Annotated in this window: 15 protein-coding genes; 3 read left to right on the top strand and 12 right to left on the bottom strand. The window is 35.5% G+C overall.

Annotated elements, in window-relative coordinates:
- Positions 1-24: 24 nt before the first annotated feature.
- From ACMAWV_RS04065 to sppA, 10 genes are all read right to left on the bottom strand, one after another.
- Positions 25-1572 (bottom strand): sigma-54-dependent Fis family transcriptional regulator, encoded by a 1548-nt coding sequence (locus ACMAWV_RS04065; RefSeq protein WP_103216370.1) that lies wholly within the window; start codon positions 1570-1572, stop codon positions 25-27.
- Positions 1573-1702: 130 nt separating this feature from the next.
- A complete protein-coding gene (locus ACMAWV_RS04060; protein WP_392990921.1) occupies positions 1703-3025 on the bottom strand; it encodes a TolB family protein in 1323 nt (440 codons plus the stop codon).
- A gap of 8 nt (positions 3026-3033) precedes the next feature.
- On the bottom strand, positions 3034-3678 hold the full coding sequence (locus ACMAWV_RS04055) for a TonB family protein (RefSeq protein ID WP_392990919.1): 645 nt from the start codon (positions 3676-3678) through the stop codon (positions 3034-3036).
- 133 nt (positions 3679-3811) lie between these two features.
- The gene (locus ACMAWV_RS04050) at positions 3812-4228 is read right to left on the bottom strand and encodes a biopolymer transporter ExbD (RefSeq protein ID WP_392990917.1); all 417 of its coding nucleotides are present in this window, start codon (positions 4226-4228) and stop codon (positions 3812-3814) included.
- A gap of 14 nt (positions 4229-4242) precedes the next feature.
- Positions 4243-4941 carry a MotA/TolQ/ExbB proton channel family protein gene (locus ACMAWV_RS04045; RefSeq protein ID WP_158246752.1) on the bottom strand — a complete coding sequence of 233 codons (699 nt, stop codon included), beginning with the start codon at positions 4939-4941 and terminating at the stop codon, positions 4243-4245.
- Entirely contained in the window at positions 4941-5741 is an 801-nt protein-coding gene (locus ACMAWV_RS04040; protein WP_103216365.1) for a hypothetical protein, read from the bottom strand. The genes ACMAWV_RS04045 and ACMAWV_RS04040 overlap by 1 nt, the downstream gene beginning before the upstream one ends.
- A 1-nt stretch (position 5742) precedes the next feature.
- Positions 5743-6597 carry a hypothetical protein gene (locus ACMAWV_RS04035; protein ID WP_103216364.1) on the bottom strand — a complete coding sequence of 285 codons (855 nt, stop codon included), beginning with the start codon at positions 6595-6597 and terminating at the stop codon, positions 5743-5745.
- Complete coding sequence (locus ACMAWV_RS04030) at positions 6597-6986, bottom strand: SH3 domain-containing protein (protein WP_103216363.1); 390 nt, start codon at positions 6984-6986, stop codon at positions 6597-6599. Before ACMAWV_RS04030 ends, ACMAWV_RS04035 begins: the two co-directional genes overlap by 1 nt.
- A complete protein-coding gene (locus ACMAWV_RS04025) occupies positions 6986-8215 on the bottom strand; it encodes a hypothetical protein (RefSeq protein WP_103216362.1) in 1230 nt (409 codons plus the stop codon). Before ACMAWV_RS04025 ends, ACMAWV_RS04030 begins: the two co-directional genes overlap by 1 nt.
- Positions 8216-8225: 10 nt before the next feature.
- Positions 8226-9173 (bottom strand): signal peptide peptidase SppA, encoded by a 948-nt coding sequence (gene sppA / locus ACMAWV_RS04020; RefSeq protein ID WP_392990913.1) that lies wholly within the window; start codon positions 9171-9173, stop codon positions 8226-8228.
- A gap of 158 nt (positions 9174-9331) precedes the next feature.
- On the opposite strand from sppA, the gene ACMAWV_RS04015 reads away from it, so the two are divergent.
- Positions 9332-9601, top strand: a complete 270-nt coding sequence (locus tag ACMAWV_RS04015) for a hypothetical protein (RefSeq protein ID WP_146037736.1) — start codon at positions 9332-9334, stop codon at positions 9599-9601.
- A gap of 2 nt (positions 9602-9603) precedes the next feature.
- On the opposite strand, the gene rlmN is transcribed toward ACMAWV_RS04015, so the two are convergent.
- Positions 9604-10668 (bottom strand): 23S rRNA (adenine(2503)-C(2))-methyltransferase RlmN, encoded by a 1065-nt coding sequence (rlmN, locus tag ACMAWV_RS04010; protein WP_103216359.1) that lies wholly within the window; start codon positions 10666-10668, stop codon positions 9604-9606.
- 150 nt (positions 10669-10818) lie between these two features.
- Between rlmN and ACMAWV_RS04005 the strand changes: the two genes are divergently transcribed.
- Entirely contained in the window at positions 10819-11655 is an 837-nt protein-coding gene (locus ACMAWV_RS04005) for an endonuclease/exonuclease/phosphatase family protein (protein WP_412462950.1), read from the top strand.
- 115 nt (positions 11656-11770) lie between these two features.
- On the top strand, positions 11771-12601 hold the full coding sequence (locus ACMAWV_RS04000) for an endonuclease/exonuclease/phosphatase family protein (RefSeq protein WP_412469894.1): 831 nt from the start codon (positions 11771-11773) through the stop codon (positions 12599-12601).
- Here ACMAWV_RS04000 and ACMAWV_RS03995 read toward each other — a convergent pair.
- Complete coding sequence (locus ACMAWV_RS03995) at positions 12591-12968, bottom strand: hypothetical protein (RefSeq protein ID WP_103216356.1); 378 nt, start codon at positions 12966-12968, stop codon at positions 12591-12593. The two genes, ACMAWV_RS04000 and ACMAWV_RS03995, sit on opposite strands and share 11 nt — an antisense overlap.
- Position 12969 lies beyond the last annotated feature (1 nt).

The raw sequence follows: 12969 nt of genomic DNA, 5'->3' as shown, positions 1-12969 counted from the left end.
TCTTTAAGCTTCTTTAAAGGTTGATTAAGCTTCTTTTGCTTCAATCATACCGTAGCTGTGCAGCTTGTTATAAAGAGTCTTAACTGTAATTCCAAGAACCTTAGCTGTTTTAGTCTTGTTACCACCTAGGTGATCTAGAGTTTGACAGATATGTTCTCTCTCAATTTCTCCTAGCGTCATTTCTCTAAAAATTCTAATTTCTTCTTTTTCTTCATTAATTTCAGCTTGCTCAACTTTAATGCTATCTGCAAGGTGATCTCTTTCAACAATCATTCCCGGAGATAGAACATATGCTCTTTCCATGATTGAGTGAAGTTCTCTTACGTTTCCTGGCCAGTTGTAGTCTTCAAGAAGCTTAACAACACCTGGAGACATAGACTTTTGAGCTTCTGGTAACTTTCCTAGGTTTAGGAAGTGGTTAGCTAGAATTTCAATATCTGACTTTCTCTCTCTTAGTGAAGGAATTCTTAAACCAATTGTTGATAGGTTGTAGAATAGGTCTTCTCTAAAAGTTCCTAGTGCAACACTTTCTTTCATGTTTAGAGAAGAAGCTGCAATAATTCTTACGTTTGATCTTAGTTTTTCATGAGTTCCAACTCTTGAGTAAGCAAGGTCGTTGATAAAGCTCATTAGTCTTGCCTGTACTTTAACTGGCATTTTATCAATATTGTTAATGAAGATTGTTCCACCATTCGCTGCTTCTAGAGCACCTTTTTTAATTCTGAAACCTCTTACAGCATCAACTTCTTCTTTTCCGAAGATTTCTGATTCTAGGTACTCATCATTACCCATTGAACAGTCAACTACGATGAAAGCGTGATTCTTTCTCTCTGAACGACAGTGAATTCTTCTAGCGATCATCTCTTTACCAACACCAGTCTCACCTGCCATGTAAGAGTTAACATCTGATGCAGCTACACGATCAACTGCAACTAGAAGCTCTTGCATGATTTCAGACTTACCGATGATCTCTTTCTCTTGAGTTGTTGAGCGAGATAGAGTTACACCTGGTACAGAGTTCTTTAGTTCAATTTCTTTTTCTTCGATCTTCTGCTTTAGTGATTCGTTAAGGAACTTAGCAGATAGATACATTTTCATATTCTTAAGTGGCTTTTGGATAGAGTTTAGGCTATCGATAACCATGTTAATGTCTTCTTTCTTAAAGTTAACTTCTTCGCTATTTCCTTTGAAAGAAATAGTACCGATGATTACACCATCGATGATCATTGGAACACACAGTTCAGAGTGAGATACTTCTGTTTTTGTCGAAGCAAATAGAGGATCTCTTTGTACGTTGTTTGAGAAGTAAGCACGCTTAGTTTTGATTACGTGTCCTACTGCACCAAGACCTTTTGAAATTCTTTGTGCGTTCTTTACAGCGCGAGCATCTTTAGCAACCATGCGACAGCTTCCGTCTTCGTGTGCAAGGTTTACGATGATTTCATCACAAACGATTTCTGATTTAAAGAATTTTGATAGTTCAGAAAAGAAAACCTGCTCATCTAAAGTTGTAAGAAGTGTAGACAGTAGATTTTCAATTTTTGTTGATTCTTTTTTCATTTCGATTGTCATGTATAAACTCCCGTGTAATTTTTAGTGTGTGTTTTGCGAAGCGTTAATCTAAATTCATGATACAGCGCGTCTGAATTTTTTACAAGACTAAAATACTCGGTTGTTCAAAAAAAATATAGATATACTGTGATTATAATGACTTAAGCCATCTACCACTTGTACACTTTCCGAAATTTGAGGTCAGTGGCCCTAGGATTTTACCCCAAGTGTCCATAATATAGACACTTTGAGTGGCCTTAGACTGTGAAAGAACCCTCAAACTTGTAAAAATAATGAACTGTCCATCTTTTGAATACTCTGGATCCTCATTTGAACCGAAATCCTTTGTTAATCTAACGAGATTTTGGCCATCAGAACCAACCTTAAAGAGGTCAAAACGATTATCTAACCAGCTTGAGAAAACAATTTCTGAAGCACTTGGGTGAAAACGTGGAGTTGCATTGTATTTACCGACATAACTAATACGCTTCACATTCTTCTCTAGTCCACCTGGATCCATTGTGTAGATCATTGGCTTCCCAGGTCTTCCCGATAAGAACGTTAGGATTGAACCATCCGCACTAAGTGATGGATCAACGTCAGGAGCATAGCTTTTCGTTAGGCGTGTGATCGCACGAGTGTTTAAGTTCATACGGTAAAGCTCAGCATTACCTTGATGTGATAGCGTAAGAATAATTTCATCACCATTATTCGTAAAGATTGCACCAGAGTTAATCCCTTGCCTCTTTGATAGAATACTAGTTTTCTTAGTTGCTACATCATAGAGCATTAGGTTGACGTTCTTCTTTGCTCCTTTCACAGACTCGTCAATTAAGCTGTAAACAATTTTAGAGCCATCATGTGAAACCGCAGGAGAAAGTACAACACCATTGTGCCATGTTAATCTCTTTGGATTGGCACCATCAAAATCCATCATGAATAGTTCTTTCTTACCATCTGGCATTTTATAATCAGAAACGAAAACAATCTTATCTTTGAAGATAGAAGGCTTGCCTACTATTGCACGATAAATCTCATCGGAAACAGCGTGAATGGCAGCTCGATCATTGGCATCATAAGGAATCGACTTTGATATAAGCTCTTGTTCCGCAGCGATATTCCAAAGCTTATACGATAATGTCGTTTGCGTTGCACTTCTAATAATCTTAAATCGAACTAAGAAGTTCGTTTCTTTCGTTTTATAATTTGTAAATCGTACATTATCAAAAGATGTCTGAGAGATACGACGTGGCAGAACGTTGAAATAATTCTGATAAAACTTAAAGTCATTTCTTACAATATTGATGTAGTTCTCTGACTGCTCGACTTCATTAGGTGTAAAAACTCCTTCAGAGAATATTTTTTCAACTAATAAGCTTTCTTTAACAACTTCAGCATCTCCTACAGAGACGACAGTCAGTCCACCATCAGCAATAACGTTAAAACATATAAGTAAAAAAACTAAATACTTCATAAAAACTCCTATATAGGAAAGGCAAGAACGAGTTCACCTGCCACTAGCCTATTAGTAATTTCTTTCTTCGGACGAGGAAATGAGCCTACCGCGCGTATTGATCCCACGGCCTTGCTATCATATTCCGCATTCCCACTCGATTTTATAATTTTATATTCTAATAATTTACCCTGTGAATTGATGAAAACCTGAACGTGACAAGATAATTCAAGATTCGCTAGATACGCTGGAAGTCTCCAGTGCTTTCTAACGGCTTCCATTACAGAGATAACATAATTGTCAAAGTCACCTTGTGCCTGGGCGCTACCAGTTCCTGTATAAGAGGACCCCTCACTTAACTTATTTCCAGCTGCAATAATGTTGCTATAGTCAGTTGTATCTTCAACGACCTTTTGCTTAGGCTTTACTTTTGATTTCGCTTTCGTATCTGTTTTTACGTTACGGTTCGCAAATTTTGACAGCATATCTTTTAAAGACTTTTGCTTTGCCGCTTTTTCAAGAACGGCCTTATCGCTTCCGCCTGTCTCCTTTGCCTTTTCCTTAATCACTTCAACTTTTTCTTGAGGCGGAGGAACCATTTTTTTTAGCTCTTGATAAGTCATTTTTGGCATGGCCACAACATCAACCTTAATGGCTTTTCCAATTACACGCACCTTATCTAGGTTGGCCCTCTTTGGATCAAAAGGTGTTCCTAGTTTGAAGATCGATAGAAGATACAGTCCTAGTATTAGGATTGCATGGGCCCCTAATGAGATAGAAATGTATTTATTAAAACTCTTTTCGATACTACTTATCCTCTAACTCTGTTACCAGAGCAATATCATTTATATTATTTGATTTTAAATAAGACATAAGCTTTGCTACCTTACCGTATTCAAGCTGATAGTCAGCTCTAAGGAAAAGAGTCTGTGATTTAGTCTCCTTTAACTTATTTGAAAGTACTGCAATTAGCTCACTTAATAGGATTTTATCCTTTCCAACATAATACTCTTCTGAATTTGTAAAACTTAAAACAACCTGAGAAGAGTTTAAGCTCATGACATTTACTTCTTTCGTTTTTGGTAAAGTAAGTTCAATCCCATTTAACATCAAGGGCGCTGTAATCATGAAGATAACAAGTAGAACTAACATAACATCAACAAGTGGTGTTACGTTGATCTCTGATACCGGTCCATCTCCATTACCACCAGAATTCATACCCATTGCTTACCCCTAAATTATGATTTTGAAGAAATATATCTTTCAACTTCGTTGATAAATTGATTACCAAAAATATGAAGTTGTTCTTTTAACTTATTTCTTCTTTGTCCAAATTTATTAAAATACCAAGTTGCAGGAATTGCAGCAACGAGACCTACTGCAGTTGCAACAAGTGCTTCTGCAATACCTGGAGCAACTGTTTCAAGAGTTGCACCACCGCTTGCAAGTCCAGAGAATGAATCAATGATCCCCCAAACTGTTCCAAATAACCCAACAAATGGTGTAATCGAGCCAATTGAAGCAAGAGTTGTTAGCCCATTGCTCATTTGCTGATCAACTTCAACTGCCTCGTTTGATAGAGCACGCTCCATTGATTGGTTCGCAATAGACGAATAATGTTCTTTAATAAGTCCATAGTTTTCACCTAAAGCAATTTCTGTTTTTTTAAGTTCTCTATAACCTGAAAGAAATAGTCTCCTTAAAGGACTATCTTCAATTGTTTGAGCATCATGATAAGCCTCCTCTAACGAGTTAACACCACTAAAGAATGTTTTGAACTCACGATTGGCCTTTTCTGTTTTATTAAAGAGTGATCTCTTTTGAAAAATAATAGTCCAAGAAAGCACAGATGCCGCGATTAAAAGAAGTAAGTCTAACTTAACAACAATGCTTGAATCTAAAAGGATTTGGAAAATATCTAAATTATGACCTTCCACTATACTTCTCCTTGCTTTTTTAAAATATATGAATATGCGGATGTAACAATTAATAAACTAATAGCTGGTACTATTAGGTTGCTTAGTTTTGAAAAGAATATCGAATAATATGTACCCCATAATGGGTCATGACCCAAGAAGGCAAAAAGAGGTACAAAGACAATTGATATAAATATCATTCCCTTAAGAACTGAATAATTAAATAAATAAAGATGAGCATAAGCTAAGAAAAATAAGAACATATGCCCAATTTCGAGACTTGTATTTCTTGGGAATAAAACAAAAAGAGATAGATATAAGAAAGATCCCTCAGTTAGAATATGAAATCCCTTACCTACTCTTCTAGACTTTAAAAAGATTTTTGAATTTAAGAACTCAAAGAAGAAAAATACGAAGATTAAGATATTATGAACAACTAATTGCCAAAAACTAAATTGAACATTCTCCATATGCGAAGGTCGACTAAAAAATACAAAGACAATCAAAGTTGCGATCGAAATTAAATAAGTTGGAACATTTACACTATTGTACCAATCGAAAGATAGCTGACTCTTGATATCTTTAAATTTCATATCTGAGAAAAAATAGATTGAAACGAGATATCCCAGAACTCTGGCCGTTACTAAAACTTGCCATGAAAAATCATAAAGCCAATTCTCTACAATTATAAGCTTATGCCCAAGCCTAAAGTGGAAGAACGTAATAATTGAGACAAGAATAAAGTAAATAATCCAGTATATTATTGTCGATGTGGCGTACTTTGCCAGATAAATAGATTTTTCTTTGGCGAATAACTTCATACTAATTCGTCGTTGGGTTTATCCAATTCAATTGCAGCTCAGGCGCTGGATAAATCTTTGAATAATTCTTATAAAGTAAATTCCCTTTTGTTAAAGAATCGATTTTCTCTAATAAGTGATAATAGTTTTTCCAATACTTTGGATTATTTTTTAAAATAATATCCATTTTCTTAGTTGTCTTGAACTGATCTTTGAAAGTAAAACCAGTGTTAAAAACAATATCACTGAATCGAGCCAATACCTTATGAAATTCTTCTTTTGGAAATTGCTTCTTATAAAAATTATTATTCATTAATTTCAATAGTGTTTCATCATCAAATTTTTTAATAAATTGTTGATCCTCTAATCTAAGTAAATCCTCAAATAGTAATAGAGATATTTGTAGTTTCGATAAATCCATTGCCCTAATAAATGGGACACTAATAACAAATAAATAGTGATTAGTTGATAGAGGAAAACCAAAGTGTGTCACATTAGGTGAGTTTAAATATAAAATATCAAACTTAATACCAAAATAGCCTACTTCCTTGAGAAACTTTGCATAATATTCACGAACACCAAAATCCGGCTTATGGAAATCCCATTTAAGAACACCAACATTTTTTACTAACCAATATTGTGTCATGATATGCCAAAAATCTTTTCCAGCAGGTGTATTATAAAAGGCCTTCTTTTGAGCATCGACATCAACTTGTTTTTTCTTTGCTTGCTTGGCCTTCTCTTTTGCAGCTTTTTCAAGCCCGTCTTTTTTTAGAACTTTTTGAATTTTATTAAAATTCACAAATTCATTTTCAACAGGAAGGTTATCTTGTGCATTTATGTTAAATAAAAGGAGAAATGATAAGAAGTATTTCATTACTTACTCTCCCCTTTAATAAGAAGGTCTTGAAGCCTTCCCCAGTAATGTATTTCAGTAACACCGATATCAATTTGATCAAAAAATCGTCGATACATATCTTGCCAGCAGCTACTTGGTTTTGTCTGCGCCAAAACATTAGTACTCATAAAGCCTTTATAATTCGAATACTCTACTTGATAGAACTCTGAGATTGGTGAACTTAATACATAAAAAGGTTGTCCACACTCAAATGTAGAAAGTACTCGTGAGAACTTTGATGGGTTTTGATGCAGTTGAGAATAAACTGACTGCACGTAGTAAATCGTCTTCTTCTGCTCACTAGTAGACTGAGCCTTAGTTTGAGCAAAGGCCGGTAGAAGAAGAAAAAATACTACAAATATTCTCATTAAACTTTCCATCTAAATTGAATTGTTTCCCATTCGTGACATTGAGGACAACGCCAGAAAATTTCATCTGAGTTGTATCCACATTCACGACAGTAGTGCTTCGTAAGAGTTTGGTGCATATTTTCCAGAAGATCCTTTGTCTGAGTTACAGCCTCTTCCTTCTTTCCAAGCTCAATTAAAATTTTAATATATTCTGATTTTAAAGCTTGTGAAGTTGCATTTGATTTCTTATCCCACTCACTTAGCAACTCGTATGCTTTATGTAGTTTACTTTGTTGTTTATAAAGTCTGATTTTAGTAAGAATGATAGATTCATTAGAAAGTAATTCTTCATCATTCATTTCTAAAAAGTATTCAATCAGTAAATTCAATCTTTTAAAGTATTTCTCTTTTTCCTCTTCACTTCCCTTAAAACCTTCTTCAAGTGATTCAAATGCAAATGAAGCATACATTGGTTGCTCTTTTAATAGCTCAACAAGATAAAACTTCGCCTCATCTATATTTCCTTCATGAAGAAGAATTCTAAGTTTTAGAATTTTTGCTGAAACAGAAGGAGCAAAACGAAAACCATCTTCTAAATCCTCAATAGCTTTTGATAGTTGCCCATTTTCAAAGAACTTCTTGGCCTTTTGAACTAGAATATGTGAAATCGTTTCTGATTGATTCTCATGCCCTACTTTTGAAAGCATTATGCGGTAATTATAAGCTTGGTCCCAGTCCCCAATATCTTCATAGATACGGCAAAGAGATTGGATTACATCATATTCATCGCGGTTAATTTTTAAGACATCTTTATAAGTTTCGATGGCCTTATCAACAAATCCACCCTTATCAAAGTCAATTGCTAATTCCTTTAGGGCACGAATACGATGAGATTCGGAAATATTATCTCTGGCAATAAGGGAGCGGTGAATACTGATTGCTTTTTCAATTTCACCATTACTTCTAAATAGACCACCAAGTGCAAAATAAGTATCTATTGTTTCTCTATTAATATCGACTGCACTTAGAAACTCTTTAATCGCAAGGTCGCGATTTCCAGAAATTAAGTACTGAGTTGCATTTAGGAATACTTTTGATTGGGCTTCAAAAATCGAGTTACGATATCTTTTCGATAGTTTTACACCTGTGTCCTTCTCACTAAAATAGTGATAGATCAGAATAAGTGTAAATACGAATGCTACAACTGCTAGGATATGATCTTGTAGCCAATTTAAGTATATATGCATTATGCCTCTATTATTTGTACATTAATGTTGTCGAGCTGTTAGCCTTAACAAAGTTTTTAACGGCCCCTTTAACATCTTCTAAATCTTCTATAATTGAAAAGAAATTAGCTTTCTTTTTAATCTTCATTTCTGAAAGGTTTAAGTCCCCTTCTAGTTCAAGTTTTGCATGAAGTTGGCGAGCACATGGCCAAAGTCCAACAAGATCATCAACAAGTCCAAGCTTCTTAGCTTGTGCACCTGAGAAAACTTGACCTTGAGCAACCTCATCTATTTCTACTGTGATTCTTTCACTACGCTGTGCTGCTACATCGTCTTTAAATTGCTTATGAACATCAAGAGTCATCTCAGTCATAAGAGCTCTTTCTTCCTTTGTCATTGAGCGATTTGGTTGACCAATATCTTTGTAGCGTCCGGCCTTAATTGTTTGTGGGTTAACCATGGCGAATTTATATAATTCAGAAAGGTCAACAAATTGCATGATCACACCAATTGAACCAGTAAGAGTTCCTGGTGATGAACAAATCTTCTCTGTTGCCGCACCAATATAGTAACCACCACTTGCAGCAATCGAAGAGAAAGAAGCATAGATTGGCTTTGGATTCTTTGTTACTTCAGCGTAACTTCCCGCTCCTCTAATTCTTAAAATTTCTTGATAGATTTCTTGAGTAGGTGCAACAGCTCCACCTGGTGAGTTAACTCTTAGGATAATTCCCTTTACCGATTCATCAGCTTCTGCACGATGAAGAAGTTGAATAGTCTTCTTCGCGTCCATGATGACACCTTCTACCTCAATCAGAGCAATCTTATCCTTAGACTTCTTACTCGACGAAGCAAGATCATTATTTCCTTTGAAAATTGTTACCGTATAAGCGGAAAATAAAATTAATACGACAAAGAAAACTGCAACCATTGCCATAAGGCCTATGACCGCACGATCTTTTGATTTTGATTTCGACAAAGCATCCTCCCTGAGCTTATAAATCCTACCCCTCTATCTTCCCAAAAATATTGGATTTCGTAAACTTTTTAACAAGTTACAAACTTGCCGATTAAAGTAAATTTGTCCCTATCCGAAAAGGTATAGGAATCAAACCGCAAATGCGAAGTGAGGGATATATGAAAGGTTTCAGCATTAAGACAATTGCCATAATTACTCTAGTAATTCAGTCTAGCATTGTTTTTGCTGAGAAGTATGAAACACCCGCATTTTATCAAGAAGCGCAAAAGCCAATTTCATTCAAAAAGAAAGTAGTTCACCATAAGAGTCAAGAATCTTGGGAAGACTCTTATCAAGTGGAAGATGACTCTAAATCAGAGAAGTCAAAGCGTCTTCCATCTTCAAAGAATACAAAAGTTAAGTATTGGGATTACGAGAATAAGAAGTAATCTTACTTCCAAAGATTTAGATCTTTTTCAAGCTCACTCTTAAGCTGGCCGCAGGCAGCTAAGATATCACTCCCCTTTGTCGTACGAATTGTCGTCGTGATTCCACCATTATCGAGTTGATTTTTAAACCAATTGATACGACTTACACTCGGGCGCTTAAAGTTAGACTCGGGATACTCATTAAAAGGAATCAAATTCACTTTTGATACTTTCTTAGGGAGTAGCTTTAAAAGTGCATCGACATCTTCGGCACGATCATTATATTGATCGATTAAAAGATACTCATATGTAATATAACGATGGGCCTTAAGAGGAATCTCTTTAATGGCCGTTAGAAGTCTATCGAGATCATACGCCTTATTGATTGGCATAAGTTCTGTACGAATTTCATTGTGAGCTGCATGAAGTGAGATTGCGATATTAACAGGTGGAAACTCTTCTAATTTCTTGATAGCCGGTACTAGTCCAGATGTTGAGATCGTCACTCGTCTTTGAGAAAGACCTAATGCCTTTTCATCAACCATAAGCTCTGTAGCGGCCTTTACTTGTTCAAAGTTATGAAGAGGCTCTCCTTGACCCATGAATACAACATTTGAAAGTCTTTCTTCAGGTCCAACGTTTTCTCTTAGGAACTTAGTTACGGCAAGGAATTGTCCAATGATCTCCCCTGCTTCAAGGTGGCGCATAAGTCCCATTGTACCAGTATGACAAAATGTACAACCAATAGCACAACCAACTTGTGATGATACACAAAGTGTCTTGCGATTTGAGCGAGCTGGGATCATAACTGTTTCAACAGTTTTCCCATCTCTCATGGCCACAAGAAACTTTCTCGTTCCATCTTTAGATAGTCCATTCCAAACAATTTTAGGAAGTGTGAAATCAAAGTTCTCCTCTAAGAGCTCTTTAAGATTCTTAGAAATATTTGACCATCCCTCAGGATTATATTCGTGTTTTTCATAGACCCATTGAAGAATTTGATTTGCTACAAAAGCCTTCTGACCATTCTCAACGAGGAATGATTTCAAAGACTTAGGTGAAAGCGAGTAAAAAAGCTGCTTTTGCATATGATTCTCCAATATTAGGTGACATTTATATGGTCAGGGACTAAATATTACAAGCTCCTCTGTAGAATTTTTGCTATTTAGCCTATTCTTTGGTCTATTAAGGTTGAAATACAACAAAATCTGATGACATCAGGACAGATAGGAACTGAGATGAAAAAAATTAGCCTATTAATAACTTCCCTACTTTTACTTCAAGGCCATGCTCTGGCCGGAAATAATATGGCCAACCTGGTTTATAAAGTTCCGGCAAAAAATAAAATACTTTCAACAAAAGGCTCTCTTAACTGTTTCGATTGTAAAATGCCCTCTAAATTTACAGTCACGATTTGGAATATGTATAAAGGTAAAGAAGATTCTTGGTCAGCAGATTATTTAAAATTAGCTAGTGAGAGTGAAATCATCCTTGGGCAGGAGTTCTTACTTCAAGGTGAAATGAAGGACGTCTTATCTAATGCTAATCGCGAAAATATTTTGGCAACTTCATTTTATGATACGAATGGACAAGCAACTGGAGTTTTTACAAGCTCAACAGTAAAGGCCGTAAGTAAACAAGCCTTTCAAAGTAGCGACCGTGAGCCTATAGTTAATACACCAAAACTAGCGCTAATCTCAAAATACCCTGCTGATAATGGACAAATCATTACATTTATAAATATCCATGCTCTAAACTTTGTGGGAATCCAACCTTTCACAATTCAAATTGCAACACTTCTTAGTGCAATTAAAGATAATGCAGGACCAGTTATATTTGCAGGAGACTTCAACACAAATGCTCCGACAAAAACTCTCATAATGAATATGTTATTTAAGAAAGAAGGCTTCAAACAGGCCCGATATACTGGCAGAGATGATCGCATGACTTTTCTGGGACAACCTCTTGATCATATTTGGTATCGAGGGCTAAATCTTATTGAAGCAAGAGTTCTTGGTGAAATCGAAGGCTCCGATCACAAACCTATGCAGGCAGAGTTCGAGCTAATTGATTAAGTATTAGCTTTGACAGTTTAGCTGATAAAAAGAAAAATTCAGCTGCATTTCTTTGCACATTTGTGCTCACTTATAGATAATTAAGATTAAGTATATTCAAACAAAAGGATTTGTTATGAAAAAGCTTATGATAAGCTTAGCCGTTGCTTTATTTGCAACTCCATCATTTGCCCAAGAAAAGCTCGTACACAAAATACCAAGCGAAGATAAAATCATTCAAGTTAAACAAGGACTTTCTTGTCATGATTGCCCATTTCCTAATGAATTCAAACTGACGGTTTGGAATATGTATAAAGGCAAGAAAGATAGTTGGCAAATAGACTTTGAAGAATTAATGAATGAAAGTGATATTTTTCTAGGACAAGAATTTAGCTTTAAAGGAAAAATGAAAGCGCGTCTCTTTAATCCGGAAGATGAAGAGATTATTCTTGCAACTTCATTTATTAGTTGGGGTAAGCACAATACAGGTGTAACTAATATTTCTAAATATCCAACGATTCAGATAACTCCTCTACGAAGTAAAGTGAGAGAACCATTTATTCGCACACCAAAACTATCTCTTGCAAGTCAGTATAAACTTGAAGACGGTAGGAGTATTACTTTTATCAATATTCACGCTATTAATTTTGTAAAAAAGAAGTCTTTAAAAAAACAAATCAATCAAGTCGTTAATTACATTAGAACAACAAACGGTCCAGTCGTCTTTGCCGGTGACTTCAATACCAACTCTAAATCTAAAATAAAAATGATGAGAAATATTCTAAGCAGTGAAGGCTTTCAGGAAGTTAAATATACTGGTGAAGATGATCGTATGAAATGGCTTGGTAATAAACTTGATTATATATGGTATCGCGACCTTGAGCTAATTAGCGCTAAGGTTCGCGGAGATGTAGAAGGCTCAGATCATAAGCCTTTACAAGCAAGTTTCAGAATTCCTATCGAATAAAACTCGATAGGAATCCTTTCTTTGTTCTTTCTGGATTTTCTAAGACATTGCCATGTTCAATGAATGCTTCTAATAGCCCACCAATTTTCTTAGTAACTTCTAATACTTTGTTGAAACACTCTGGGGAAATAAGACAAACCTTGTCTTGCTTTAGTCGATCACTTAAATCATAAGCAAATTTCGTAAGCTCCTCTTCATCGAAGAAACCACTTAAGTAGCCATCAGAAGTAATTTCCATACGGGGACCAAGCTCAACTTCATTAAAATCAATTGATGACTTTGCAGTAAATATTGATCGGATAAAGAAAAGACTGTGCTCTTCACTATAGACATAACTTACATATAAAACTTTATCACTTCCACCCATC

The organism is Halobacteriovorax sp. RT-1-1, assembly GCF_047085455.1.
Classification (GTDB): domain Bacteria; phylum Bdellovibrionota; class Bacteriovoracia; order Bacteriovoracales; family Bacteriovoracaceae; genus Halobacteriovorax_A.
The sequence above is the reverse complement of the archived record's forward strand: the minus strand, read 5'-3'. Positions and strand labels throughout refer to the sequence as shown.